General features: G+C 45.1%; 24 protein-coding genes. 8 read left to right on the top strand and 16 right to left on the bottom strand.

Annotated features, from left to right (window positions below; translation table 11 throughout):
* The first annotated feature begins 56 nt into the window (after positions 1-56).
* From HOP38_RS02470 to HOP38_RS02460, 3 genes are read left to right on the top strand one after another with little or no spacing between them, the layout of a single operon-like run.
* Complete coding sequence (locus HOP38_RS02470; RefSeq protein ID WP_198557336.1) at positions 57-1637, top strand: ABC transporter ATP-binding protein; 1581 nt, start codon at positions 57-59, stop codon at positions 1635-1637.
* Positions 1634-2764, top strand: a complete 1131-nt coding sequence (locus HOP38_RS02465) for an ABC transporter permease (RefSeq protein ID WP_006071990.1) — start codon at positions 1634-1636, stop codon at positions 2762-2764. The genes HOP38_RS02470 and HOP38_RS02465 overlap by 4 nt, the downstream gene beginning before the upstream one ends.
* A 2-nt stretch (positions 2765-2766) precedes the next feature.
* Positions 2767-3732, top strand: coding sequence for an ABC transporter permease (locus HOP38_RS02460; protein WP_038225478.1), 966 nt, complete (start codon positions 2767-2769; stop codon positions 3730-3732).
* A gap of 76 nt (positions 3733-3808) precedes the next feature.
* On the opposite strand, the gene prfC is transcribed toward HOP38_RS02460, so the two are convergent.
* A complete protein-coding gene (gene prfC / locus HOP38_RS02455) occupies positions 3809-5398 on the bottom strand; it encodes a peptide chain release factor 3 (RefSeq protein WP_006071994.1) in 1590 nt (529 codons plus the stop codon).
* A gap of 335 nt (positions 5399-5733) precedes the next feature.
* Between prfC and HOP38_RS02450 the strand changes: the two genes are divergently transcribed.
* On the top strand, positions 5734-6912 hold the full coding sequence (locus tag HOP38_RS02450) for an MFS transporter (RefSeq protein ID WP_062456859.1): 1179 nt from the start codon (positions 5734-5736) through the stop codon (positions 6910-6912).
* A gap of 52 nt (positions 6913-6964) precedes the next feature.
* Here HOP38_RS02450 and HOP38_RS02445 read toward each other — a convergent pair whose 3' ends face one another.
* On the bottom strand, positions 6965-8089 hold the full coding sequence (locus tag HOP38_RS02445; RefSeq protein WP_124940666.1) for a BamA/TamA family outer membrane protein: 1125 nt from the start codon (positions 8087-8089) through the stop codon (positions 6965-6967).
* A 271-nt stretch (positions 8090-8360) separates the two neighbouring features.
* Here HOP38_RS02445 and HOP38_RS02440 point away from each other — a divergent pair, with 271 nt between their 5' ends.
* Positions 8361-10016, top strand: coding sequence for a transmembrane adenylate cyclase (locus tag HOP38_RS02440; protein WP_124940665.1), 1656 nt, complete (start codon positions 8361-8363; stop codon positions 10014-10016).
* Between the two features lie 54 nt (positions 10017-10070).
* Here the strand turns inward: HOP38_RS02440 and HOP38_RS02435 are convergent, their stop codons facing one another.
* From HOP38_RS02435 to ubiT, 7 genes are all read right to left on the bottom strand, one after another.
* Positions 10071-10460 (bottom strand): hypothetical protein, encoded by a 390-nt coding sequence (locus HOP38_RS02435; RefSeq protein ID WP_038167341.1) that lies wholly within the window; start codon positions 10458-10460, stop codon positions 10071-10073.
* Positions 10461-10473: 13 nt separating this feature from the next.
* Positions 10474-11241, bottom strand: coding sequence for an SDR family NAD(P)-dependent oxidoreductase (locus tag HOP38_RS02430; RefSeq protein WP_031494732.1), 768 nt, complete (start codon positions 11239-11241; stop codon positions 10474-10476).
* A gap of 203 nt (positions 11242-11444) precedes the next feature.
* Positions 11445-12236 carry a hypothetical protein gene (locus HOP38_RS02425; RefSeq protein WP_031494731.1) on the bottom strand — a complete coding sequence of 264 codons (792 nt, stop codon included), beginning with the start codon at positions 12234-12236 and terminating at the stop codon, positions 11445-11447.
* Between the two features lie 170 nt (positions 12237-12406).
* Positions 12407-12865, bottom strand: coding sequence for a ribosomal protein S18-alanine N-acetyltransferase (gene rimI / locus HOP38_RS02420; protein WP_006072005.1), 459 nt, complete (start codon positions 12863-12865; stop codon positions 12407-12409).
* On the bottom strand, positions 12858-13289 hold the full coding sequence (locus tag HOP38_RS02415) for a DNA polymerase III subunit psi (protein ID WP_124940663.1): 432 nt from the start codon (positions 13287-13289) through the stop codon (positions 12858-12860). The genes rimI and HOP38_RS02415 overlap by 8 nt, the downstream gene beginning before the upstream one ends.
* A gap of 162 nt (positions 13290-13451) precedes the next feature.
* Positions 13452-13967: a GNAT family N-acetyltransferase gene (locus HOP38_RS02410; RefSeq protein ID WP_006072009.1), complete on the bottom strand. Its 516-nt coding sequence runs from the start codon at positions 13965-13967 to the stop codon at positions 13452-13454.
* On the bottom strand, positions 13951-14478 hold the full coding sequence (gene ubiT / locus HOP38_RS02405) for a ubiquinone anaerobic biosynthesis accessory factor UbiT (RefSeq protein WP_006072010.1): 528 nt from the start codon (positions 14476-14478) through the stop codon (positions 13951-13953). The genes HOP38_RS02410 and ubiT overlap by 17 nt, the downstream gene beginning before the upstream one ends.
* A gap of 179 nt (positions 14479-14657) precedes the next feature.
* Between ubiT and HOP38_RS02400 the strand changes: the two genes are divergently transcribed.
* From HOP38_RS02400 to HOP38_RS02390, 3 genes are all read left to right on the top strand, one after another.
* Positions 14658-16697: a sensor domain-containing protein gene (locus tag HOP38_RS02400; RefSeq protein ID WP_006072012.1), complete on the top strand. Its 2040-nt coding sequence runs from the start codon at positions 14658-14660 to the stop codon at positions 16695-16697.
* A gap of 126 nt (positions 16698-16823) precedes the next feature.
* Positions 16824-17837 carry a ubiquinone anaerobic biosynthesis protein UbiU gene (gene ubiU / locus HOP38_RS02395; protein ID WP_038225488.1) on the top strand — a complete coding sequence of 338 codons (1014 nt, stop codon included), beginning with the start codon at positions 16824-16826 and terminating at the stop codon, positions 17835-17837.
* 10 nt (positions 17838-17847) lie between these two features.
* Complete coding sequence (locus HOP38_RS02390; protein WP_006072016.1) at positions 17848-18726, top strand: U32 family peptidase; 879 nt, start codon at positions 17848-17850, stop codon at positions 18724-18726.
* Between the two features lie 46 nt (positions 18727-18772).
* Here HOP38_RS02390 and HOP38_RS02385 read toward each other — a convergent pair whose 3' ends face one another.
* The 7 genes from HOP38_RS02385 to rbfA form a co-directional block, all read right to left on the bottom strand.
* Positions 18773-20113, bottom strand: coding sequence for an MATE family efflux transporter (locus HOP38_RS02385; RefSeq protein ID WP_006072018.1), 1341 nt, complete (start codon positions 20111-20113; stop codon positions 18773-18775).
* Between the two features lie 46 nt (positions 20114-20159).
* The gene (locus HOP38_RS02380; RefSeq protein ID WP_198557335.1) at positions 20160-20570 is read right to left on the bottom strand and encodes a MarR family winged helix-turn-helix transcriptional regulator; all 411 of its coding nucleotides are present in this window, start codon (positions 20568-20570) and stop codon (positions 20160-20162) included.
* Positions 20571-20691: 121 nt separating this feature from the next.
* Positions 20692-21627: a lipoprotein NlpI gene (gene nlpI, locus HOP38_RS02375; protein WP_031494135.1), complete on the bottom strand. Its 936-nt coding sequence runs from the start codon at positions 21625-21627 to the stop codon at positions 20692-20694.
* Between the two features lie 176 nt (positions 21628-21803).
* Complete coding sequence (pnp, locus tag HOP38_RS02370) at positions 21804-23945, bottom strand: polyribonucleotide nucleotidyltransferase (protein WP_006072022.1); 2142 nt, start codon at positions 23943-23945, stop codon at positions 21804-21806.
* Positions 23946-24256: 311 nt separating this feature from the next.
* A complete protein-coding gene (rpsO, locus tag HOP38_RS02365) occupies positions 24257-24526 on the bottom strand; it encodes a 30S ribosomal protein S15 (protein WP_005380094.1) in 270 nt (89 codons plus the stop codon).
* A 118-nt stretch (positions 24527-24644) separates the two neighbouring features.
* Complete coding sequence (gene truB, locus HOP38_RS02360; protein WP_198557334.1) at positions 24645-25598, bottom strand: tRNA pseudouridine(55) synthase TruB; 954 nt, start codon at positions 25596-25598, stop codon at positions 24645-24647.
* Positions 25598-26014: a 30S ribosome-binding factor RbfA gene (rbfA, locus tag HOP38_RS02355; protein ID WP_006072035.1), complete on the bottom strand. Its 417-nt coding sequence runs from the start codon at positions 26012-26014 to the stop codon at positions 25598-25600. Before rbfA ends, truB begins: the two co-directional genes overlap by 1 nt.
* Positions 26015-26050 lie beyond the last annotated feature (36 nt).

Raw genomic sequence — 26050 nt, 5'->3', positions numbered from 1 at the left:
AACATAACAACGCCGCTGCCTAAAAACAGCGGCGTATAATTATAAGGCAGTATCTAGTGACAAACGGACAATCTATTGCCATTGAACTTAAGCAGATAGATAAACGCTTTGGAGCCGTTCACGCTAACCGAGCTATCGATCTTAGAGTTCCTCAGGGCACGATTCACGGCATCATTGGTGAAAATGGTGCTGGCAAGTCCACTCTTATGAGTATTATTTACGGATTTTATCATGCTGATGCTGGTGAAATGACAGTGAACGGCGCTCCTTACAAGCCCGCTAACTCTCAGGAAGCAATCAAAGCAGGAATTGGCATGGTCCACCAACACTTTATGTTAGTGGAAACATTTACCGTATTAGAGAACATTGTTCTCGGTGCCGAAGATGGATGGCAGCTAAATGAAAGTTTAGGTAAAGCGCGCAAAAAGCTGAAAGCGCTAGCACAGGATTACGGGCTCGAAGTTCCCCTTGATGCCGTTGTAGGCGAGCTACCTGTTGGTCTTCAGCAACGTGTCGAAATCTTAAAAGCGCTGTATCGTGGCGCAAAAATCTTGATTCTTGATGAGCCAACAGGTGTACTCACTCCACAAGAAGCCGATCACCTTTTCCGCATCTTAGATAAACTTCGCGCTCAAGGTACTACTATCATGATCATCACGCATAAGCTGCGTGAAGTCCTAGCGATTACCGACAATATTTCGGTAATGCGCCAAGGCACAATGGTCGAGCACGTGGTGACGGCGAAAACGAACAAAGAGCAACTGGCAGAACTGATGGTGGGACGCAAGGTTCGCCTAAAAGTGGATAAATCTGAAGCTAACCCGAAGAAAGAGCTTATCAAAGTTGATAAGTTACAGTTTTTTGATGACGCCGGTGTTGAGCGTGTCAAAAGTATCAGCTTTGGTGTCAGACAGGGTGAAGTCGTTGGTATTGCTGGTGTTTCTGGTAATGGTCAATCAGAAATACTTGGTCTGCTATCTGGGATTATTAAGCCTTATTCCGGCAGCATTGACATTAACGGTAGCCATATCGACAAACATCACCCTCTCGATCCTCAACAGGTACGTGCTATTGGTGTAGGTCATATTCCTGAAGACCGTCATAAGCAGGGTCTTATCAACAAATTTGAAGCTCAAGAAGCATATATCCTGGGCTACCACCACTTACCACAATACAACAAAGGCTTACTGCAAGATAAGCAAGCCATTAAAGAATGTTGTCAGAAGAGCATGGATAAGTGGGATGTTCGTCCTAACGACACCACATTAAAAACCGCAAACTTTTCCGGTGGTAACCAACAGAAGTTGGTCATCGCGCGCGAAATGGAACAGAACCCAGATGTGCTTTTGGTCGGCCAACCAACTCGTGGGGTAGATATCGGTGCTATCGAATACATCCACCAGCAAATCATTGCTGCACGTGATGAAGACAAAGCTGTCTTGCTGGTCTCGGTTGAGCTAGATGAAATCCTAAGCCTATCTGATCGCATTTTAGTGGTCTTTGATGGCTCTATCGTGGGTGAAGTATCCATTGAAGATGCCGATGAGAAAACGCTGGGATTAATGATGGCCAATATCATGCCTGAGCATCTTAAAGCATCCAAGGAACACGCAGAGCCACAAGGAGAAAGCGCATGAGCCAAGCAAAAGTACCCGCTTGGGTAACCGTGGCACTGCTGCCAGCCATCAACGTATTAGTTGCGTTTTTGGTGTCGGCTCTGCTGTTTATTTATATCGATATTAACCCAATTGACGCGGCAAAAGTCATGTGGACAGGAGCCTTTGGCTACGCAGAAGGCTTTGGGTACACCATGTACTACGCGACAGGCTTTATCTTTACCGGTCTTGCTGTGGCCGTCGCCTTCCATGCTGGCTTATTCAATATCGGGGGTGAAGGGCAAGCGTATATCGGTGGCTTAGGCGTTGGCTTGGTCTGTTTGACTCTAGGTGAATACGCACCTTGGTATATTGTCTTCCCAGTTGCCATCATTGCTGGCGGTTTATTTGGTGCTGCGTGGGCGTTCATTCCCGCTTACCTTCAAGCAAAACGCGGTTCCCATATCGTAATCACGACCATCATGTTCAACTTCATCGCCTCTTCGTTAATGGCATATCTACTGGTTGATATCTTGAAGCCTGAAAACACGATGGCAACAGAAAGCCGTGTGTTCGCAGTCTCAAGCTGGTTACCAAAGATGCATGAAATGCTCGCTGTTGTCGGTATTGAAATGGCACCAAGCCCAATGAACTTGAGTTTCATTTTTGCGCTCTTGTGTTGTGTGTTTGTCTGGCTATTTATGTGGCACTCACGTTGGGGTTACGAAATCCGCTCTGTCGGCTCAAATCCATCAGCTGCAAGCTATGCAGGTATTAAATATGTAAAAATCATTGTCCTTACCATGCTTATCTCAGGCATGTTAGCGGGCTTCTTTGGTTTGAATGTATTACAAGGCGAACTGCATCAAATCAAACTCAACTTCGTTGAAGGTTTTGGCTTTACTGGTATTGCGGTTGCTTTAATGGGGCGTAACCACCCTATCGGTGTTCTATTAGCAAGTTTGTTGTTCGGCTTCCTGTATCAAGGTGGTGCTGAGCTAAGTTTTGAGTACGGCGTTGACCGAAATATCGTTGTGGTATTGCAAGGTCTGGTGATTCTATTCTCAGGAGCACTAGAGCACATGTTCCGTCCTTCACTAGAACGTACTTACCTCAAACTTTTTGGCAGCAAAAACAATGAGCAACAAGCAGAGAAAGGAGTCGCTTGATTATGTTTGAAACGATTATTCTCATGCTTGATGCCACCTTACGTGTGGCAACCCCACTGATTCTTGCCTCTTTAGCCGGTATGTTCTGTGAACGTTCAGGGATAGTAAACATTGCACTAGAAGGTAAACTATTAGCCGCTGCATTTGCCGGTGCTGCTACAGCCCATGTCACCGGTTCAGCGTGGCTAGGTTTGTTTGCTGGTATAGGTATCTCGGTGCTTCTCGCCTTGCTTCACGGCTTCGCTTGTATCACCCACAGAGGTGACCAAGTCGTCAGTGGTATGGCAATCAATATTCTTGCCGCAGGCTTAACCATTACGTTAGGTCGCCACTGGTTCCAACAAGGTGGTCAAACTCCAGCCCTATCTGGTGATGCTCGTTTCGCACCAATTACCTTCCCTGGTGCTGATGCCGTTGCGGACGTACCTATTTTGGGCGATATCTACTCAGAGCTGATTAGTGGACACTCCATTTTGGTATACCTTGTGGTGTTTATCGTTCCTGCTTGTTGGTACCTACTGTTCCGAACTCGTTTCGGCTTGCGCTTACGTGCTGTAGGTGAGTCACCATCAGCAGTGGATACTGCAGGTATCTCTGTAGTGCGTATGCGTTACGCTGCCGTTGCAATCTGTGGGGTATTAGTGGGTATTGGCGGCGTCTACTTGTCGGTAGCGCAAACGGCTCAGTTCATTCCAAACATGAGTGCAGGTAAAGGTTATATGGCATTGGCTGCGCTTATTTTTGGTAAGTGGCGTCCGTTTACCGCAATGGGTGCATGTTTGCTCTTTGGTTTCTTGGATGCACTAGCTATTCGTATGCAAGGCGTGACCATTGGTGACTTCCCTATTCCGGTACAAGCGATTGAAGCGGTACCTTACGTGTTAACCGTATTCCTACTCGCGGGCTTTATTGGTAAGGCGGTAGCACCAAAAGCTATCGGCGTGCCTTACACTAAAGAACGCGAATAACCGGATGCGATATGCAGACCGAAAAAAAACCGCTCAAACGAGCGGTTTTTTATTATCTAGTATTAGCAACTATAGATTAGTGCTCACGTGTTGCGCGGAATTTAATATCCGGGAAACGCTCTTGCGCTAGGTTCAAGTTAACCATAGTTGGTGCTACGTAGCTCAAGTTGTCACCACCATCAAGCGCAAGGTTTTGCTGGTTCTTACGTTTGAAGTCTTCAAGCTTCTTGTCATCATCACACTCAACCCAACGAGCTGTTGCAACGTTAACACTTTCATAAATCGCTTCAACGTTGTACTCAGATTTTAGACGAGCAACAACCACGTCAAACTGAAGCACACCAACCGCACCAACAATAAGGTCGTTGTTTTGTAGCGGACGGAATACCTGAACAGCACCCTCTTCAGAAAGCTGAACCAAACCTTTTAGTAGCTGCTTCTGCTTCAATGGATCTTTTAGACGAATGCGACGGAATAGCTCCGGTGCAAAGTTTGGAATGCCAGAGAACTTGAGCGCTTCACCTTGAGTAAAGGTGTCACCAATTTGAATGGTACCGTGGTTATGAAGACCAATGATATCACCAGCATACGCTTTTTCGGCGCGAGAACGGTCACCCGCCATAAACGTAACCGCATCAGAAATGCTGACTGTTTTGCCGGTGCGAACGTGGTTCATCTTCATACCTTGAGAATAGGTACCAGATACAATACGCATAAAGGCGATACGGTCGCGGTGCTTTGGATCCATGTTTGCCTGAATCTTAAAGACAAAGCCAGAAAACTTCTCTTCCGTTGCTTCAACATCACGCTCATTCGCTTGACGCGTTTGCGGTGCTGGTGCCCACTTAGTTAGGCCGTCTAGCATATGGTCAACACCAAAGTTACCAAGTGCAGTACCAAAGTATACTGGAGTTAGCTCACCTTTAAGGAAAGAATCAAGATCAAACTCAGGACATGCGCCCATTACTAGCTCTAACTCTTCACGAACGCTTTCTGCTAGATCAGCACCTACCGCGTCATCAAGGTCTGGGTTATCTAACCCTTTGATGATACGAACTTCTTGGATTTCATGACCATGGCCAGATTCGTACAGAATCGTTTCGTCACGGTGAATGTGATAAACACCCTTAAACTCTTTACCACAACCAATTGGCCAAGAGATAGGGGCACACATCATACCCAGTTCACTTTCTACTTCGTCTAGCACTTCCATTGGGTCGCGTACATCACGGTCCAATTTGTTCATGAAGGTCACGATAGGCGTGTCACGAAGACGAGTTACTTCCATCAATTTACGGGTACGGTCTTCGACACCTTTTGCCGCATCAATCACCATCAAACATGAGTCAACAGCGGTAAGCGTACGATAAGTATCTTCCGAGAAGTCTTCGTGTCCAGGAGTATCAAGTAGGTTAACCAAACAGTCGTTATAAGGAAACTGCATCACGGACGTTGTTACCGAGATACCACGCTCTTTTTCCATTTCCATCCAGTCTGACTTGGCGTGCTGCGCACTGCCACGGCCTTTTACTGTGCCTGCTTTCTGAATCGCGTTTCCGAATAACAGTACTTTTTCAGTAATGGTGGTTTTACCCGCATCCGGGTGAGAGATGATCGCAAAAGTTCTGCGCTTAGAAACTTGTTGCTGAAATTGAGGATTTGACATGAATCTCGATCTTCTTGGTTTGTAGAATAGCGTTTGAGAGTATTGGCTCAACTACTACTCGAAGGCGTCGAAAAAATAATGGGCGCTATTTTCACCGATCTGGCTTCGATTCTCAATCACTAGTTTCTTCAAGCTACTGACTAACCACTCAGTGACTCAGTAACTTACTTGCTCCCCTTAAGTAACAACGGGTTACACACTGCTCATCGTAAATCGCCTCCCATATACTTTTTACCTTAAACAGAGTTTCGATAAATAAGAGCATTTTCCTGTGGTTTTACCTATCGCAATTTCATTTCTTTTGACCTTAAGGTCTTTAATTTGGGGAACACTCCATGAAAACTCTTAAACCTTGGTACATCGCACAGATGTCAAACGGCGTGGTTCAGTGGGCGGGCATTGCCCTGATGCTGACACCGCTTATTATCGAACGCACAGGCAGCGGCTCTCTTATGGGCAGCGTAATGTCTCTGATTGGCCTATTTGGCATCAGCGCACCGCTCATTGGTTGGCTTGCAGATAAATATGGTATCCACCGTCAAATGCAAAAAGTGGCGTTGTTCTCTCACTTACTTTCGCTGGTGCTACTCTATTTTGCGCAAACTGAAACATACACCTACTTGTTAGTCGGACTTACCATCGGTATTGGTACTGTCTCTCAATTGGTACTGAACCCAACATTTGTCCTAAATTCTCTACCAGAAAATGAGCAAGCGCGTGGACTAAGTCGTCTATTTCAGTTCCAGTTTTTGGGTGTGGTGATTGCGGGCTCGCTCCTCGGAGTGGTAAGTCTATTGGGTTGGACAAGTGAACAAAAGCTACTGATGCTTATGACTCTGGTCTGCGTTTCTATTGTTACTGTATTTATTGCACCGCCACCGAAAGTCAAAGTGCCTGAGGTTGAACAGCAAAGCGACGATGAATCACTAACTAAGAAGAGCAACAAACGCACCTCCATTGCATTCGTGATGTTCTTGGCAACCGTGTTCATTTCCATGTTTACCGCCAGTAACTTGATGGAAACTGGACCAATCATCATCAAAGAGGTGTTTAACGTCGACCTTGGACATTCTGCGTTTGGTCTCGCAGGCTCCGCGGTATTAACCATGATACTCCTTGAGCCAGCTGGTCGCCTCGCAGAAAAAAGCAGCCCTTATCTCATCTGGATGGCGTCACTGGCTTGCTATGCAGTAACCTCAATTGGTCTATGGCTGGCGATAGGAACGAACATTCCAAGCCTTGTCCCTATTCTATTGATAGTACTACTGATGCAAGCAATATCTTGGTTCGATATGGTAATACCAGCGATTGCAGAAGAGCTCAGCCCAAGCACACCTGCACTCACACAAGGCATTCTGATGTTTGCAATGGCAATAGGGTTTGGAGTGGGTACTTACATTGCAGGTCAGCTCATCGACGTTGAAGGTTTTGTGTCAGTTGTGGATTATTGCGCGGCAAGTATCGTTGTGACCTTAGTGCTAGCATTCGCTACTTTGTTGTTTAAACGTAAGTAAATATCCACATTAATGAAGAAAGGCTGGATGAATCCAGCCTTTCTCTTGTTCATTACAACTGCCAAGCATGACCAACGGTAATATAATACGCCCACTCTTCAGGACCTTTTGCAACATCGACACCAGCTCGCATATTTAACTGTCTCGCCACCAAATAGCGAAAACCTCCGCCGACAACATTTTGATATTTGGCATCTGAAAAACTATCACCTTCATCAAACGCTTTGCCAGTGCCAGTAAAACCAATTAGTGACCAACGAGGGGTAAGATCATAGCGAGCCTCCACTTCAACCAAAGCCATATCATCACCTTGATAGCGCATTGCTGGAATACCACGCATGCTGATAAATGGACGAGCATAGTATGGTGCATCATTGGAAACGGTTTGATAATCGCCACGTAGCCCCAAGACAAAATCATTGGTTAACGGTGCAAAATAGTTGGTTTGAAAGCGTCCTTTTTGGTAGTCCACATCGCCACCAAAAGCCGAATTATGAAAATCGACGCTCAACTTAGCTTTCAGGCCGTCATTCGGTGTAAAAATAGTATCTCTGCTGTCATAAGTGACTTTCAATTCAACCCCCGCATCGTTCATGTCGTAATCGATAGGCGGTATACCTGGAATAATATTGCCAATATCAAAAGTACTTTGAGAAGAGAGGATGGAATATTTGGCACCGACAAACCAATCGCTACCAGCAATGCGATAATCAATATCCTGCATGAAGTACAAGCCATCGATATTGAAATCGAAAGGAATATCACCTTCGTAATATTTTAGGTTGAATGAGCCGTAGAACAAACCACCTTGATAACGCCACGTATCTTCCTGCCATGAGCCGAAGTGAAACGCCCCAGTTAACCACGAGCCATTTTCTGTCGCAGCAGCGGCAACCGCCGTCACACTCGGCGGCAATCCCACGACTTCATCGGGATTTTCCTCACGCAGTTGCTTACGTTTTTCTGATTCGTGGAAAAACAGCAACGCTGCACCACCACCTGCCCCAACAGCGGGATCGGTGATAATTATGGGTACAGGCATAAAGCCAACCGCATTATCAAGTACCCATTGACTGGCATCGAACATGCCATCTTTAGGATCGAGGAACTGTTCCATCGCAGAGACAGAAGACGCCGCTGCCATACCACCTAACAACCATACTGGTAGCTTCTTCATACTTCTTCCTTGAACGCTATGTAAACCGATCCATCAAAACAATGAAAGGCTCACTAGTTATATGTTTTAACAATTATCCAACTAAATATACATCATTTCAAAAACTTGCTACTACACAAAGGCAATTTGACAAGATCTATCAACAAACCTCGGACTTACCCTACACTTCAACGCTTTCTAGCTAAGGTCTCAGTCATTTGATGCTAACCTTAAATAACACAGGTGAGCAGTCGCAAATAGTGAACTCATTACTATTTTTAGCTGTCTTAAAATGGCAAAATACCCAGATCCTACGATAAGAGAGTTAACTACGGTGTCAGAACAAGCTCCATTAGATATTCGAATAGAAGAGAACCAAACCCGAGTCAAAGATCAGCTTAACCGCATTCTTTCGAGTAAAGCATTTGATCAAAGCCCGAAGATGAAAGAGTTACTGTCTTTTGTTGTCGAGCAGACTCTCGTTGGTAACGGTGATCGTCTAAAACAGTTTACGATCGCAACTGAAGTGTTTGATCGTGATGCCGATTTTGACCACCAAGCTGATCCTATCGTTCGAATTCAAGCAGGGCGAGTTCGCCGAACTCTAGAAACCTACTACCTTACCGAAGGCGTCAATGACCCCATTGTTCTGTCAATTCCAAAAGGGCGTTATAGTCCATTGTTTACGCCGCAAGCACCTCAAGCTGCAAGACAAACAGCATCCTTGGCTCAGTTTGCACGTGAAACTCAGAAATCCTTAAGCCCTACTTTGACGGTATTACCGTTTCTTTCACTGTCAGATGATCCTGAGAAACGCTTTTTTGCTGAAGGTTTCGGCGAAGAATTAGCCACTGAGCTTGCGCGCTTTGATATGCTCAAAGTCGTCTCAATGCATGCTCTCGGTGAAACGAGCATTGATCCTCGTACCTCCGCCGATGTCAAAGGTTTAGGTGAAAAGCTAGGTGTATCGTTTATTACCTCTGGCACCATGCAGGCACTAGGTAATAAGGTGAGAATCTATGCCAAGCTGTATCGCACTGACTCCGGTGAGCAAGTTTGGGCTGAGAAGTACACCTGTGATTTAGCAACCGACGATCTATTTTCTGTTCAAGATGACATCATTGCGGAAGTCGTCGCTGAGCTGGCTTCCAGCTTTGGCATTATTCACAGAGAAATCTATCAAAGCTGTAACCAGAAAAAGATTGAGCATCTCTCTACCTATGAAGCGACACTGCGTTATCGTCACTACTTAATGACGCTCTCGGAAGATACCCACCAGCAGGCCACTCAAGCCTTGTTGAGCGCTGTACAAAATGAACCTGATGTTGCGTTGCTGCATGCTATGTTAGCTGTGCTTTACTTTGATGCTGACATGTTAGGAATGAATAAGGTCGACAGTGCTGTCGAAACAGCTCTTAACTATGCCAAACGAGCGGTTGAGCTAGAGCCGACTAACCAAGAATCTCAAATAGCGATGTTAATGGCGCACCAAGTTGCTGGAGACGTCAATAGCGTCATCGAGACTGTCGACAAAGTGATTGCGATTAACCCCAATGCCGCCTATCAGATTGGCTTATCCGGTTGGGCATTATGCATGGCAGGGGAATTTGACCGAGGATTGCAACTTATCCAAGACTCAAAAGCTCTGAACCCATTTAGACCGCCATGGTTCTCTGTGGCCTCTATTATTCACAAGATCATGCTTGATGATTTTGAGGGTGCCGATAAAGCCATTAGCAAGCTGTCTTTACGCCGTGTATTTTGGATTCCGATGCTAAAAGCGATCATTCAAGTATACAAAGGTGAGTTCAAACAGGCTCAAGCCAGCTATAAAGAAATGCTGCAAATGCAGCCAGATTTTGAGAATAATGAAGAGCACTATCTCAGCGCTTATATTGCGAGTCCAGAGATAAAATCAAAGCTGCTCGACGCTTTAGGCAGGCTTTAACCTCATTGATACTAATAAAAAAGAGAGCAGTTTGCTCTCTTTTTTATTTAGATTCTAATCGTAATAATCATCATACATTTCCTCTTCGATAATCTCTTCTTCCACGATTTCTTCGGCAATGTATTCTTCTTCGATATATTCCTCAGCAATATACTCTTCAGCGATGATCTCATCTTCAACAATAGCGTCAGTTGCCATCTCACAAGCGCCCTCATAATAAGCGCCATCGATAGCCCCACCGACTGCACCAGCGCCACCACCAATAACTGCACCAGTTTTCGCGCCTTCGCCACCATCAACAATACCACCAACGATGGCACCGGTTATTGCCCCATCCACGGCACCTACTATGGTACCTTCCGCGGTTTGGTCACAGTAGTAAGCGTAGCTGTTAAAGCTGGCTGATAATAGTAATGCTAAAGTGATTTGAATGTGTTTTTTCATTATTTGCTCTCAATTACTGCGCAAGTTGGTTGTAGGCTTCAATACTCATACCTGCGCTAAAGCCACCGTCCACCCCGATAGATTGACCATTAACAAAGCTGCTGTCTTCAGAGGCCAAGAAGTGGACAACGGCCGCCACTTCTTCAGGCTGAGCAATTCTTCCCATCGGGATCGAACGTCTCTCCATTCTCAGTTGAGGTTCGCCTCCTTTGGCATAAGCACGAGGGGTATCGACAGAGGTGGGACAAACGGCATTGACACGAATCTGTTTACTGCCAAGCTCCAAAGCTGCCGTTTGAGTAATGCCAAGCACTGCCCACTTTGAACTAGCTAACGCGCCAAGATAAGGCACACCCTGAGTTCCTGACACCGAAGCAATATTGATGATACTGCTGCCTTTGGGCATATAGGGCACCGCATGCTTCATCGACAATGCTGTCCCTAGTGCGTTGACGGAAAAATTGGCTTCATACTCATCTTTTTTCGATTCCACTATGGTGCTGTAACCATTAGTCGAACCCGCGCAATTCACTAACACGTCGATTTTGCCAAACTTCTCGAAGGTAATAGCCATCAGTTCACTCAGTGACAGCTCATCCGTCACGTCCGCATGAATATAAAGGGCTTCTAGTGACTGCAATTCTTTGTCTGATGCATTAACTCCAGCGATGACCAGCTTTGCACCCGCAGAGCTAAAACGATGAGCAATCGCCTCTCCGATACCAGAGGTGCCGCCAATAATGACAACAACTCTATCTGTTAGCTGAAATGGCACTTTCATTATTAGCCTCTCTTCTATTTTTCACACTGAGATTAAACGAGCTGAGTAACGTGGGTATAAAGTCAAAATGCACTCTATCTCGACCGATAACAGCTGTTGAGTTATTAACTGGAATCGATCCAGTAACACGGAGAAAAAAGTAAGAAACAATTAGAGAGGATGAATAAAGGCTTCCGTGCCTTAAACTGAGTAAAGCGATGAGATTAGAAGAACCAAGTCGCACCAATGCGAACTTCTCGGTTACCGTCTAAGTGTTTCATGCGCGATTCACCTGCCGCTTTAAAGAAGTGTTCAGAATAGGTCACGTTACCCCAGATGCTGCCGTCATTGGTAAGTGGAATACCACCTTCAAAGTTCAATTCAAGAGATTGTTCGTTCTTACCGATAGCATTGTTATAGTTAGCGTACTGTGGGTTTACTGTGATGTAAGACCCTTTTTCAGTTAGATAGAAAGAGTTAAACCAATTCGCTTGCCAGCCATTTTCTGAGCGACCATTGTCGTACTCATTCTTCATTACAGCCAAATTTGGATAAGAGACCCAATTTTCAAATGGCGTAATCACTTTAGCCACGGCACCAATAGCAGCAGTTTGCTCTGTGCCTGAGTTCTTAGCTACCCAGTTAGAGCCATAGCTGATGTAGTCCAATGAGAAACCTATTTCTGGGAGTACCTCTAAGCCCGTTGCGTGCACTTGAAAATAACGAGCTCGAATACGCGACAAACCAAAGTCTTTAGATTTGCCTGGCTGCGCATCCAGATTAGTTTGAAAGTCTGTTTCGAACTGACCTAAATAGCCAATATCTTCGCTGTATGAGCCCGCCATGTTTAACTGTAGGCGAGTCATACCATCTTTACCTTTGGCGCCAGAATCAACTTTAAGATAAGTTTGGGGACGGGTTACATCGGCAGGATCATTCACTTGTGCCTCATCTGCCATTACTTGAGCGCTAGTAACACTCAATAAGGCAGCAGAAAGTACAGAGAAGTGTTTCATATTCTATTCCTATTGTTATCAATAACTAATAGGAATTATGAGGAAATCGATTTTTTATCGAAGTAACTACGGGTAATGTAACCTATTTACAGAACGACTAGATTACCTTGCTTTATAGAGGTCCATGCGGATAGGTCACTACCCTCGTGATTTAGAAATAGACAGCAGAATTAACTTGAGAATAAAAAATAATAACTCATGATAACGGCGTCTTCTCGACCTTGGTCTGATGGGTAATAATCACGACGTCTGTCAACTTCATTAAACCCTTCATCAAGATACAAAGAAACTGCGGCTTGGTTACTTTCTCGAACCTCTAGCCAAGCACTTTCTGCTTCACGAGATTCACACTGTTCTAAAAAGTGATTCAGCAATGCCCTACCGTAGCCTTTGCCTTGCTCGCTCGGTGAGACCGCAATATTAAGCAACGAAACTTCACCTACAATGTTCTGTGCATAAAAGTAGCCAACAACGCGTTCGTCGGCCAATAGCACATAATTGAAAGCTCCGCGCCCATTCAATTCGGTAATCATGGAGGCTTTCCAAGGATGGGAGTGTGCCATATTTTCTATGGATAAGATGGCATCTAAGTGCTCAGTATCCATGATTGCAAAGGTAAGATTAGCCATAGCTGCGGATTTGATTCCAAAGTGCACGTCTTTCCATATCATTACCATCAATGTTAGACAGTTGCGGAGAAACGAGTTTTTTCGGGGACGAGGTGAATTGATACTGTTGCGTTAATTGAGCAAAGCGCTCATTTGCCTGTTCTTCTCCAGCAAACCATATCCATTCTGGTATATGTTGACCATCAAGACTAAGTAATTGTTCTGGAACAATATGTAGCGTCTCACTAAGATCCAACTTCATCGCTTTAAGGATCTTCTGATAGAACAGCACATTATCGCCTTGCGGCTTTACTGATGACACAAACAAGAGTCGACAGTCAGGCCGAAGTGACAACGAAGGGCTACTACGCACAGGAATACGCTCAGGGTGAGTTAGTTCCCATGTTTGAACGCCCATTAACTGTAGTTTTATGCTGTCTTGCATGATTGATTTGCGCCAAGTAATTCGCCGTCATAATGACGCGCAGTTTAGCAGAGCTCTATTTGATTACCAAGATATCAACGTGCGGATAAAGCAAAGTGCGGATAAAGCAAAGCCTAGCGGTGATGACACAGCGCTAGGCTTGATATTTCACTTTGAACGCTATTACAGACCGTTAAACTCAGGGCAGTAATCCACCAACCCTTTACGGCCCGCAAGCTGTTCGGCCACCGAATCTTCCGTCAATGAACGAACTTGGAATGCACCTTCTGGTACTTCCCACTGACAATGAAGATCATAGTCAGCTGCAGCGGAAAACTGGAATCGTCCGTAATAGCTTGGGTCTCCAAGCACTACACAAGCGGGATAACCGAACTCAGGTAGAGTGGTGAATGCCTCTTCAACGAGTGCAGATGCCACTCCTTGCCCCTGATGCTCCTTGGCAACCGCTAGCGGTGCTAAACCTTGCCATGACAAGTCGTCGCCATCGATAGTGACAGGTGTAAACAACAGATGCCCAATGACTTCACCTTCATCAGAGCACGCCACCAAAGATAACGTTAGACGACCATTTTCTCTCAGTGCCATCACTAAATTGGCTTCTGCATCCGTATCAAATACCGATTTGAGTAATCGGTCAATGGCAAGTATATCGGCCGGCGCTTCAGTTCGAATAAGCATTCGCTACCTCGTTAGGATTTGTTGCAGGCTGCATGCCTTTCTGAACAAAATCCGCTAAATGAGTCAATGCTGAAAGCATTGGTTTCGGTAATGCGTCAAGATCAACGCTATCCATCAAGTTCTTCACTTCTAGGCCTAACTCGGTATCACCTTCAATACTCAAGCGGCGTTGGAAGAATAAAGTATCTGGGTCTTCTTTACGACCCGCAATCAACACTAAGTCATTTAAATTACCGCTAAAACTGACATCTTCCTGCTCGACAGTTTCAGAAACCACCAGCTGTTCATCGCTGTAAGAAATATACCAACTGAGGTTTAGATCACGAATATGAACTTTTAACCATTTTTCTTCGAGAAATTCAAAGTCACCGTCCTCAAGTGCTTCTTTAAAAACGGTTTTTAGTCCTTCAAGCAAAGCTCTATTCTGGATTTTAGTTGGCAGAAAGTGGACTGGAGATCGCAAAATTTGTGCTGCGTTTTTAACTAGTTGACTTCGAATCTTGTCTAACACGCGGTTTTTCCGTTAATTTGTAGTTCAGAAGGCTAATAATACGGCATTAGTACAAAAAAAATCCTGTTGTGCATCAAAAATTTTTTGCTTTCGCCTTTGCCCTTTTCTAACTGATAAATCACAGTTATAGTGTTGGGGTTACTGATATATAAGCTCTCCGGAGAACTGGTAGTACATTGATGTCATCCAAAATGTTAAAGGAATACTTTGCTAAGTTAACATCCAATAGCCCCTTCTTTTTTGCTATTTTGGATGACGAACATCATTACTGTATGGTCAACGACCGTTATTGTGATGTGGCAGGGTTAACACACAGCGACTTAGTTGGCATGAATGACTTGCAAATACTAGGTGAGCGTTTTTATAACCAGTTAAAACCCTATTACGATCGAGCGCTACAAGGCGAGTCGATTGAGGCGGAAGTGACACTCGATGAGTCAGATGTCGAATCCAGCCTGCATTTCAGTGTGTCGCCAATTCTCAATGACGGCGTCATCGAATACATCGTATTCCATGCCATAGACACATCCGAAAAACAGATCCTAACCCGCTCTCTCGAAGAATCAGAAAGCAAATTCCTCAAACTTTCTCAGCTTATCCCAGATGGATTAATTCTGGTTGAAGACGATTGTATTTTATCGGCCAACCCTGCGTCTGCACGTCTATTTGGTTACGCAAAAAGTACCGATTTACTAGGTGAGTCGTTAAATCGCTTACTAAGTAACGAGAAAAATAACAATCGTGTGCAACTCGATTTAGCCAATATCGTTAACGGCACACCACTGCACTTTTTGACCAGTGAGTACTGCGGAACGCAGCGCCGACTGTCACTGCATGTCGATGACGCTAATCTGTTTGGCAATAGCGCTCACTTAGTCCTAATTCAAGATATGGACGAAAAGCCAAACCCAGTGGCTCAAAACAGCAATGAAGACGTCAACATTGATACTCTGACGAAGCTGTACAACCGACTAGGTTTCACCCGTTGCTTGGATCATTTTATTCAAGATAAAACTCCGCTCGTCATGCTGTACCTCGACATTGATAACTTTAAGAACATCAATGACTCTTTAGGGCATCACATTGGCGACCGAGTGATTCAGGAGGTATCTTCTAGACTGAAGCGTCATCTTCCTCAACAATCGGTCCTGGCCCATTTAGGCGGTGATGAGTTTGGGATTATTCTCCCAGAGCCGGAAAGCAACAGCACGGTAGAAATGTTGGCTGAGAAAATCATTGGTCTCATCAACCAACCTTTCGATTTACACCACTTCAGCAAACGCCTTGCTTGCTCCATTGGCAGTGTTCATTACCCAAACGATGGAAATGATGCGCGTATCCTGCTGCAAAATGCCGATACGGCCATGTATGAAGCCAAAGCCAGAGGTAGGAACCGTCTCGTTAAGTTCAATGACCAAATGAACAAAGAAGCGCGGATGCGCCTTTGGTTGGAAATAGAACTGCAAAAAGCGCTACAGCAAAATGGCTTGGAAGTATGGTATCAACCCAAGGTCAATGCCCGTGACTTTAGTATCAACGGTGCAGAAGCGCTAGTTCGATGGAAGCACCCCGTCGAAGGGTATATAAGCCCGGCTTCGTTCATCCCAGTGGCAGAACAAGCAGGACTGATCGAAAGCCTTGGCCGCGTGGTCATGCGTGATGTGTTCAATACCGTCAAACGCTGGAAACTACAAGGTATCTTACCAGGTCGCGTGGCGATCAACTTGTCTCCAGAACAATTTGGCAACCCTAAGCTTATCGATTATATGGAGCGCTTATTACGCAGCACAGGACTGGATCCGAGCTGTATCACGTTCGAGCTCACTGAAAGTGCGGTAATGAGCAACAGTGAACACACATTGCAAATGCTCGATGCCATTAAGAAACTCGGCTTTGCGTTGTCTATTGACGACTTCGGTACAGGATACTCTTCGCTATCCTACTTAGCGCACTTTCCAATAGATGAACTAAAAATCGACCGTGCCTTTATCATGGATATCGATACACTACCAAAACAGCTCACCGTTATCGAAAACATCATCAACCTCGGTAAATCACTCAATCTCTCTGTGGTCGCCGAAGGTGTGGAGACACGCCACCAAGCAACACTACTCTCCAATCTTAACTGTAACTCCATTCAAGGCTTCCACTTCCACCGACCACAGCCTAAGCACGAAGTCGAAGCACTATTTGCGCAAAACCGTCGTCATCGAAATTGACCATATTAACGTTACCTCTTTGGTGTTAATTACGTGTTTATTAAGGTAAACCTGCCTTACATCAAATTCGCTGTTCATAATTGTTCATAAAATGCGGGCTACTGTCAGAAATATGGTAATGAGCATATGGAACTCTTATGCCCAGCAGGGAATTTACCTGCTCTTAAAACTGCAATTGATTGCGGTGCAGATGCGGTTTACATCGGTTTCAAAGATGATACCAACGCGCGTCATTTCGCTGGTCTGAACTTTACGGGAAAGAAACTGGAGCGTGCGGCTCAATATGTTCACGATCGCAATAAAAAGCTACATATCGCGTTGAATACCTTCGCACACCCTAATGGCTTTGAGCGCTGGACTAATGCAGTCGACCAAGCTGCCGATCTTGGTGTCGATGCATTGATTGTCGCCGATATTGCTGTATTGGATTACGCTGCCAATAAGTATCCAGAGCTAGAGTTACACCTCTCAGTACAAGCCTCAGCAACCAATGTGGCTGCTGTAGACTTCTACCATAAAAACTTTAATGTAAAGCGCGTTGTATTACCTCGAGTGCTGTCTATTCATCAGGTAAAACAACTGTCTAGAAACATTACCTCTGATGTCGAGCTTGAAGTATTCGCGTTCGGCAGTCTTTGTATTATGTCTGAAGGGCGCTGCTATTTGTCGTCCTACTTGACCGGTGAATCACCTAATACGGTTGGTGCGTGTTCTCCAGCGAAATACGTGCGTTGGCAAGAAACAGAGCAAGGGTTAGAGTCTCGTCTAAATGACATTCTTATTGACCGTTACGCTCAGGGCGAAAATGCAGGCTATCCGACACTCTGCAAAGGCCGCTTTGAAGCCGAAATAGAAGGAGAGCGTAAGCGCTACCATGCACTTGAAGAGCCAACCAGTTTGAACACTTTGTCTATGCTTCCTGAACTGTTCGCCGCTAATGTCGCGTCAGTGAAAATTGAAGGACGTCAGCGCAGTCCAGCTTACGTTGAACAAGTCACTCGAACTTGGCGTGAAGCCATCGATGCGTATCAACGTAACCCTGAGAACTATCAAGTGAAACCAACCTGGGATCAAGCCTTGGCAAATGTCTCTGAAGGAACCCAAACCACATTGGGTGCATACCATAGAAAATGGCAGTAAGGAGCAACTTATGAAATACGCATTAGGCCCATTACTGTACTTTTGGCCAAAACAAGACGTTGAAAGTTTCTATGAGCAAGCTAAATCGAGCTCCGCAGATATCGTGTATCTTGGAGAAACAGTGTGCTCAAAACGCAGAGAGATGAAACCAGCACACTGGTTAGATATCGCTAAGGAGCTAAATCTAGCAGGCAAGCAGGTAGTTCTGTCAACAATGGCACTGCTAGAAGCACCAAGCGAAGTTAACATCATGAAAAAGTACATCGATAATGGTGACTTTGCGATCGAAGCCAATGATGTCTCAGCGATTCAACTAGCAAGTGAACACAAAGTTCCATTTGTTGTTGGTCCTGCCGTTAATACCTACAATGCCCACACACTGAAGCTATTTGCCAAACAAGGCATGATTCGCTGGTGTATGCCTGTTGAGTTATCGCGTGAGTGGTTAAGCAACGCTCTAGAGCAAGCCGACAAAATTGGTATCCGCGATCAATTTGAGGTAGAAGTCTTTAGTCACGGTTATCTACCGCTAGCTTACTCCGCACGCTGCTTTACTGCTCGTGCAGAGAACCGAGCAAAAGACGATTGCGAAACTTGCTGTATTAAGTATCCAACGGGTCTTCAAGTGGAGAGCCAAGAAGGTCAGTCAGTCTTTAACCTCAATGGTATTCAGACTCAATCTGGTTACCAATACAACCTGATCAATGACCTGAAATCTATGCAAGGTTTGGTAGATGTGGTTAGGCTTAGCCCGCTAGGGTTGGACACCTTCGCTGAAGTTGATCGCTTTAAAGCGAACGAAGATGGCACACAACCGGCCAAAATATTGGATAGACAATGTAACGGCTACTGGCATCAAATCGCTGGGCTCGATATCAAGCAGATTTAGTCCCGACTTTAAATGAAAAGACCTCGCTGATACGCGAGGTCTTTTTTTATGCCGTGATCGGCTTTAAAGCCGTTCTATCAAGCTTACTAATGTCACGCCATATCATCACACCGACTACCAAGCTGATCGCGATGTTGGAAAGTGGGTATGCTACCCAAATACCATCCACTCCCCATAGCTTGGGCATAATGTACAAGAATGGCAACTGAACCAACATATTACCCAGCGTCACGAACAACGCTTTGCGACTATGACTGATCGCTTGATAGTACGCAGCAGCCACCACGATAAAGCCATCTAAGAACATTGAGAATAAGTGGAGACGAATCCCGTTTACGGTGTGCTCAATCAGCAATGGCTCACTCGAGTTAAAGATTGATACTGTTTGATATGGGAACAGGTTTAGCACAGTGACAAAAATGGCACCACCTAGTACCGCACTCAAAGTCGCAATGTTAAATAGCTTGCGCATATTATCTTGTCTTCTCGCACCATAGTTATAGCTCAGTAATGGCTGCATAGCATTCGCCAGTCCCTCAGCCACAAGATAGTAAAACGCGACGATATAACCCAATATTGCATAGGCTCCCACTAAGGTTACCGAACCATAATCAGCAAACAATCCATTGTGTAGCGCGACCATAAACGAGCCATAGGCATACATAAAGAAACTCGCCAAACCAATAGATATGATTGATGGCAGCATACTAAATTGGAACTTAAGATCGGCTAACGATAAGCGCATCTTAGCTCGACCTGAGAAGAAGTAGGCAAAACCTAGCAGTGTCACTACCGCTTGAGCAATCGCTGTCGCTAACGCGGCACCACGCAACTCCCAATCAAGAACCGCGATAAACCAATAGTCCAAGGCAATATTAATAATGGCCCCCAGTACCATCAACATAGTAGCGGTGTTAGGACTATCATCATTACGTAGCAAAAATGGCACTGCTATCGAGCCCAGAGTAAACACACCACCAATAATCAAGATGTCCAAGTACTGCATAGCCAAGTCATGTACTCGCCCTTTAGCACCTTGAATGCTTAGAAATACATCTGAGTATTGCCATAAAATCACAGCGATAACAGGACTTAAGGCCACAAGCGCAATTAATCCAGTAGCCAGAGCATTCTTAGCATCTGTAAGCTTACCTTCGCCTTGTTTAATCGAGGCCAGCGCACCAGTGCCCACGCCGACCATCATACCTAGACCAAGAATCGTACCGATAATTGGCCACGCGAGGTTAATGCCGGCTAGGCCATCCCCTCCCATATATTGTCCAATAAAGATGCCATCGACCACTTGGTAAAGACCATTAACCAACATAGCCGCAACGGTCGGAATGGCATAGCGCCAGAATTGTTTATAGATTGATTTCTCAGTCATATCATCCAAATAGTTAGTTATCTTAGCTAACTAAATCCTTAAATTTTTATCTCAGTGCTTTGGTCAATAACGTGTCAAGCAAGGCGAACTCCTGCTCGTCTAAATGTGCCCGCAGTTTTTCCGCTACCACACTGTATATCTCAGCTTCCGACATTAGCGGTAATCGTGATTTCTCCGTCAAGGTCACTCGCTTTGAACGCGCGTCTTCGGTACACGATAATCGCTTCACCAAACCTTTACGCTCAAGCCTTTTAACCATATTGGTTGCTGAGGGTTTGGACACCTCTAGATCTTTTGCCAGATCGGTTAATCGAATCGGCTCTGCTGAAGATTGTATTGCTTTTAAATAATCGTATTCATTGAAGCTTAGGTGCCCTAGTGGGTCTTCTTTGCTGTAGCTACGCCATACTTTCGACGTCAGCCGCTCCATCTTCTCTAAATTAGTTTCTATAGTCATTCATATTAACTATTAATTAGCATAGCTAACTAGTTTAGCTAAATTAGAACTAGAGTCAACGGATAAAAAAACACCAGCGCTAGGCTGGTGTTTTTTTAGCGATGATTGTGAAAAGTTCACATTACTGTGAGTCGGTGGTGCTCTCTGCTGCTTGCTTAGCTTCTTGCTTAGCCTGCTCTGCTTGTTGTGCTCTCACAATTTCAAAGATTTTAGTTAACTCAAGAAATGCGTACTTATGCTCGGCATAATCGTAGACATTCTGGGCGATGGCCAGTTTATATAGAGAGACAGCTGCTGGATAATTGCCATCGATTTGATGACGTTTTGCCAAGTAGAAGTAGACTTCAGTGAGTCTTTCCGCTAACACGTTATTGTCTCGGCTGCTAGCAAGAATCGCTTTAAATGCTTGTTCTTCAGAGACTTTATCTAACATCAACGCAACCAGGATCCAGCCCCAATCATTATTACGCGCTTGGTAGCGCTTCTCTAGTGCAATAGCGGCATCCAGTGGACCAGCCTCACGAGAAATGATGTAGAGCCAAAGGGCACGATACGGATCGGCAGGGTTCTCTTGGTAATAACGCGTCATGCCCTCAATCGCTAATGGGATACGATCACCATAGTAAAGCGCAATAGAACGGTTTCTTAATGCATAAGAGTTTGAAGGATCAAGCTCTAAACTCGAATCGAAGGCTTCATACGCAGAGTCAAAATCGCCAATTTGGGTGAAGTACTGTCCCACTTGGTTAAAAACGACAGGTTGCGCAGGGTTAAGTTGTAATGACTGATTAAAGTCTAACTGAGCCAAGTCACGTAATCCGAGGCTGTTGTAATAAGAGCCTCGCTCGAAGTGCATTTTTGCTCTGACGTCATTCTCAAGGTCACTGCGCTGCAGAAGCTGTGTCAATCGGGCGACTTGAACTTCGTATTGAACATTTGCCTGTAATGGCACAGCCATTGGTGGGTTCAACCATTGTTCATCTTGTGTTGACGAGTTGGTAGCACAACCAGTCACTGCCACCACTAAGCTTAATCCTAAGATTCGAAACAACTTCACTATATCATTCTCCTTGTACCCACTATGGCGTCGCTATTATTGGCAACATTTAAAGTATCGTTATAGTTGCACAGCGTAATGCGTAGTAGCGGGAATTATCCTTCGCGCATTAAAAAAGGGGGCTATTGCCCCCTCTTTATAGCACGCTTTTTAACGTAATGGTCTAGAAAAGCGAATTATTCTGCGTCAGACGCTGAATTTTCATCCGCTGCTGGAGCTTTCGCTTCAGGCTTTTCCATTGCTTCTTTCATGCTTAGGCGTACACGACCTTGGCGGTCAATTTCAAGTACTTTAACTTGAACTTCTTGACCTTCTTTTAGGTAGTCAGTCACTTTCTCAACACGCTCATGAGCGATTTGAGAGATGTGTACTAGACCATCTTTGCCAGGAAGAACCGTTACGAATGCACCGAAGTCTGCTAGACGAGCAACTTTACCCGTGTAGATCTTACCCACTTCAACTTCTGCAGTGATAGCTTCGATACGAGCGATCGCATCTTTCGCTTGGTCACCGTCAGTTGCAGCGATCTTGATAGTACCATCATCTTCGATCTCGATAGTCGTACCAGTTTCTTCAGTTAGCTGACGGATAACCGCGCCACCTTTACCGATAACGTCTTTGATCTTGTCTGCGCTGATCTTCATTGTGTGGATACGTGGAGCGAACTCAGAGATCTCTTCACGAGCACCAGAGATAGCTTCATCCATTACAGAAAGGATGTGCTTACGTGCACCTTGCGCTTGGTTAAGAGCAATTTGCATGATCTCTTTAGTGATACCTTCGATCTTGATGTCCATCTGAAGTGCAGTGATACCAGTGTTAGTACCTGCTACTTTAAAGTCCATGTCACCTAGGTGGTCTTCGTCACCAAGGATGTCAGAAAGAACAACGAAATCGTCGCCTTCTTTAACAAGACCCATTGCGATACCCGCAACAGAAGACTTAATTGGAACACCAGCATCCATAAGCGCTAGAGACGTACCACATACAGAAGCCATTGAAGATGAACCGTTAGATTCAGTGATTTCCGATACAACACGTACTGTGTATGGGAATTCTTCAACAGAAGGCATTACTGCTGCGATACCGCGCTTAGCCAATTTACCGTGACCGATTTCACGACGCTTTGGAGAACCTACAAAACCAGTTTCGCCAACACAGTATGGAGGGAAGTTGTAGTGTAGTAGGAAGTGATCTTTACGCTCACCTGTTAGCTCATCGATGATTTGAGCATCACGCTGCGTACCAAGAGTCGCAGTTACGATTGCCTGAGTTTCACCACGAGTAAACAGTGAAGAACCGTGAGTACGTGGAAGAACGCCTGTGCGTACATCTAGTGCACGAACCATGTCTTTTTCACGGCCATCAATACGTGGGTTACCCGCGATGATGCTGCGACGTACCACTGTCTTCTCTAGATCGTGGAAGATAGTGTGGATTTCTTTAGTGTTCGCTTCTGGATCTTCAGCAAGAAGAACCTCGTTAACTTCTGCTGCAATCGCGTGAATGCGATCGTAACGAGCCATCTTCTCAGTGATTTGGTACGCTTCAACAAGCTTAGCTTCTGCTAGCTCAGCGATGCGGTTGTTAAGAGCCGTGTTCTCTTCTGGAGCAACCCAATCCCAAGCTGGAGTAGCAACTTCAGCTGCAAATTCGTTGATTGCTTTGATAACAACTTGCTGTTGGTCGTGGCCGTAAACCACTGCTGATAGCATCTCTTCTTCTGTTAGGTTGTCAGCTTCAGACTCAACCATAAGAACAGCGCCTTCAGTACCAGCAACTACTAGGTCTAGTTTAGAGTTTTCTAGCTCAGTGTTGCTTGGGTTCAGTACAAGTTGACCGTCAATATGACCAACACGTGCTGCACCGATAGGACCGTTGAACGGAATACCAGAGATAGCAAGAGCAGCTGAAGTACCGATCATTGTTACCATGTCTGGTTGAACGTTCGGGTTTACAGACATTACTGTCGCGATAACCTGAACTTCGTTTTTGAATGCGTCTGGGAATAGTGGACGAATTGGACGGTCGATTAGACGTGCAGTCAGTGTTTCGCCTTCAGAAGGACGACCTTCACGCTTGAAGAAACCACCAGGGATTTTACCTGCAGCGTAAGTACGCTCTTGGTAGTTTACTGTTAGTGGGAAGAAGTCTTGACCTTCTACTGCTTCTTTCTTACCAACAACAGAAACGAATACTGACGTATCGTCCATTGTTACCATTACAGCTGCAGTAGCTTGACGTGCAATAACGCCAGTTTCTAGCGTCACAGTGTGGTTGCCGTATTGGAACGACTTAACAACTGGTTTTTCGAACATTGTATTTCCTTTTTTCTGGAATCATTCCAGATAATTGATTGTGCGCTCAATGCATTACAAATCGCGACTAGTTCAAACAAACTTCACTTGAAAAAAGTAAGTGTGCTTGGAATAGTCGCGACCCTGCGGTCGACTAAATGGACTGTAATGTACTGAACAGATTGTGACTAAACGAATGCACTTTAGACAACTCTGTTTAGACGGGACGTAGTATAAACTACTTAGTGGAAGTTTTGCCATTAACTAAAGAATTTAGCTAACAAAAAAGGGGCATATAGCCCCTTTTAACAAACTTTCTATGCAGACGCTGATTAGCGACGTAGGCCTAGACGTTTGATTAGGTCTTGGTAGCGAGCTAGGTTTTTACCTTTTAGGTAATCTAGAAGCTTACGACGACGAGAAACCATACGTAGAAGACCACGACGGCTGTGGTGATCGCCTTTGTGTGCTTTGAAGTGACCTTGTAGGTGGTTGATAGAAGCTGTAAGTAGAGCTACTTGAACTTCTGGTGAACCAGTGTCGCCTTCGCCTTGTGCGTATTCTGCAACGATTGCTGCTTTAGTTTCTGCATTCAGAGACATAATTCTCTCCTAATAAGAGTAAGTTTAAAAGTTGTAGCAGCCAATCTCTGATTCAGCCGCTACGCGAAGCGCGAATTATAGGGAATAATTCTAGCTAGAGCAAGGAGTATTCGTGGCTCTATTGAGCACTTTCTTCCTCACGGAAAACAACGAGTCGCTTAGGTGCTAGTTTGCCATCATCATTCATGGCACCAACGCCAATAAACAAGCGATCTTCACCCATGGTCATGCGTACTGGTGCATCGACTGGTAAGCCTGAAACCTGTACTGGCTGACCATGCTGAAGCAAGTCACCAAGCTCAGGTGATACATTCACTTCTTGAAGATCTTGTACTGCGCTGTCCATTGGCATTAGCAGTGGATCAAGCAACTCGCGCGGCTGACGCTCTTCACGCTTTGCCTGCTCAAATAACTCGTTAAGCTGCTCTAGGGTCACCATGTTCTCATAAGGATACTTAGCAACAGCAGTACGACGTAGCATAGTTACGTGCGCACCACAGCCTAACATTTCACCGAGGTCATCGACGATAGTGCGGATGTAAGTGCCTTTCGAGCAATGTACTTCCATCTCTACTTCATCACCTTCAAAGCGATGTAGGACAATTTCATACACGGTAATTTTGCGCGCTTCACGAGGAACTTCGATACCTTGACGAGCGTACTCATATAGTGGCTTACCTTGGTATTTCAGTGCAGAGAACATTGACGGCACTTGATCAGATTCACCACGGAACTTGTCTATGCACTCATCAAGAAGCTCAGGTGTTACATTGATATCGCGAGTTTCTACCACTTCACCATCAGAGTCAGAGGTATTGGTACGCTCACCAAGTTTAGCGATAACACGGTAGCGCTTGTCTGAATCTAACAAGAATTGAGAAAACTTAGTTGCTTCGCCCAAGCAAATTGGCAACATGCCAGTTGCTAATGGGTCAAGTGCACCAGTGTGCCCTGCTTTCTCAGCGAAGTAGATGCGCTTTACTTTTTGTAGAGCATCATTCGATGAGATTCCGGTAGGTTTATCTAGAAGGATAACGCCGTTGACTGGACGTCCCTTGCGACGTCTAGCCATTACTGCTCTTCTCCCTCTGCACCGTTTTCTTCGCTGCGACCTGCTTCGTCTTGCTTACGCTTATCTTCGTTAACCACTTCACTCACTAGGTTAGACATACGCATACCTTCGACAAGCGTGTTGTCATAGTGGAAGCGTACTTCCGGTGTTAGGCGTAGGCGAATGCGCTTACCTAGCATCATGCGAATGTGAGCTTCGTGTTCACGAAGGGCTGCTAGGCTCGATTCTGGAGTCTGTTCACCAACACATAGGAAAGTAACGAATACTTTCGCGTATGCGAGGTCACGAGAGACTTCTACGTCTGAAATCGTCACCATACCTAGGCGAGAGTCACGAACTTCGCGTTGAAGAATAAGAGCAAGCTCTTTTTGTAGTTGCTGCGCAACACGTTGTGTGCGGCTAAATTCTTTTGACATTTCTTTTCTCACTATAGAAAGAATGGGGGGATGGTA

This window comes from Vibrio mediterranei (assembly GCF_013364395.1).
Taxonomy (GTDB): Bacteria; Pseudomonadota; Gammaproteobacteria; order Enterobacterales; family Vibrionaceae; genus Vibrio; species Vibrio mediterranei.
Note: the sequence above shows the minus strand (reverse complement) of the source record. Positions and strands in the feature narration are given on the sequence as shown.

Coding starts and splice junctions, on each gene's coding strand:
- HOP38_RS02465 (WP_006071990.1), top strand. CDS start 1,634: ATGAGCCAAGCAAAAGTACCCGCTTGGGTAACCGTGGCACTGCTGCCA.
- HOP38_RS02460 (WP_038225478.1), top strand. CDS start 2,767: ATGTTTGAAACGATTATTCTCATGCTTGATGCCACCTTACGTGTGGCA.
- prfC (WP_006071994.1), bottom strand. CDS start 5,398: ATGTCAAATCCTCAATTTCAGCAACAAGTTTCTAAGCGCAGAACTTTT.
- HOP38_RS02450 (WP_062456859.1), top strand. CDS start 5,734: ATGAAAACTCTTAAACCTTGGTACATCGCACAGATGTCAAACGGCGTG.
- HOP38_RS02445 (WP_124940666.1), bottom strand. CDS start 8,089: ATGAAGAAGCTACCAGTATGGTTGTTAGGTGGTATGGCAGCGGCGTCT.
- HOP38_RS02440 (WP_124940665.1), top strand. CDS start 8,361: ATGGCAAAATACCCAGATCCTACGATAAGAGAGTTAACTACGGTGTCA.
- HOP38_RS02435 (WP_038167341.1), bottom strand. CDS start 10,460: ATGAAAAAACACATTCAAATCACTTTAGCATTACTATTATCAGCCAGC.
- HOP38_RS02430 (WP_031494732.1), bottom strand. CDS start 11,241: ATGAAAGTGCCATTTCAGCTAACAGATAGAGTTGTTGTCATTATTGGC.
- HOP38_RS02425 (WP_031494731.1), bottom strand. CDS start 12,236: ATGAAACACTTCTCTGTACTTTCTGCTGCCTTATTGAGTGTTACTAGC.
- rimI (WP_006072005.1), bottom strand. CDS start 12,865: ATGGCTAATCTTACCTTTGCAATCATGGATACTGAGCACTTAGATGCC.
- HOP38_RS02415 (WP_124940663.1), bottom strand. CDS start 13,289: ATGCAAGACAGCATAAAACTACAGTTAATGGGCGTTCAAACATGGGAA.
- HOP38_RS02410 (WP_006072009.1), bottom strand. CDS start 13,967: ATGCTTATTCGAACTGAAGCGCCGGCCGATATACTTGCCATTGACCGA.
- HOP38_RS02400 (WP_006072012.1), top strand. CDS start 14,658: ATGTCATCCAAAATGTTAAAGGAATACTTTGCTAAGTTAACATCCAAT.
- ubiU (WP_038225488.1), top strand. CDS start 16,824: ATGGAACTCTTATGCCCAGCAGGGAATTTACCTGCTCTTAAAACTGCA.
- HOP38_RS02390 (WP_006072016.1), top strand. CDS start 17,848: ATGAAATACGCATTAGGCCCATTACTGTACTTTTGGCCAAAACAAGAC.
- HOP38_RS02385 (WP_006072018.1), bottom strand. CDS start 20,113: ATGACTGAGAAATCAATCTATAAACAATTCTGGCGCTATGCCATTCCG.
- HOP38_RS02380 (WP_198557335.1), bottom strand. CDS start 20,570: ATGACTATAGAAACTAATTTAGAGAAGATGGAGCGGCTGACGTCGAAA.
- pnp (WP_006072022.1), bottom strand. CDS start 23,945: ATGTTCGAAAAACCAGTTGTTAAGTCGTTCCAATACGGCAACCACACT.
- rpsO (WP_005380094.1), bottom strand. CDS start 24,526: ATGTCTCTGAATGCAGAAACTAAAGCAGCAATCGTTGCAGAATACGCA.
- truB (WP_198557334.1), bottom strand. CDS start 25,598: ATGGCTAGACGTCGCAAGGGACGTCCAGTCAACGGCGTTATCCTTCTA.
- rbfA (WP_006072035.1), bottom strand. CDS start 26,014: ATGTCAAAAGAATTTAGCCGCACACAACGTGTTGCGCAGCAACTACAA.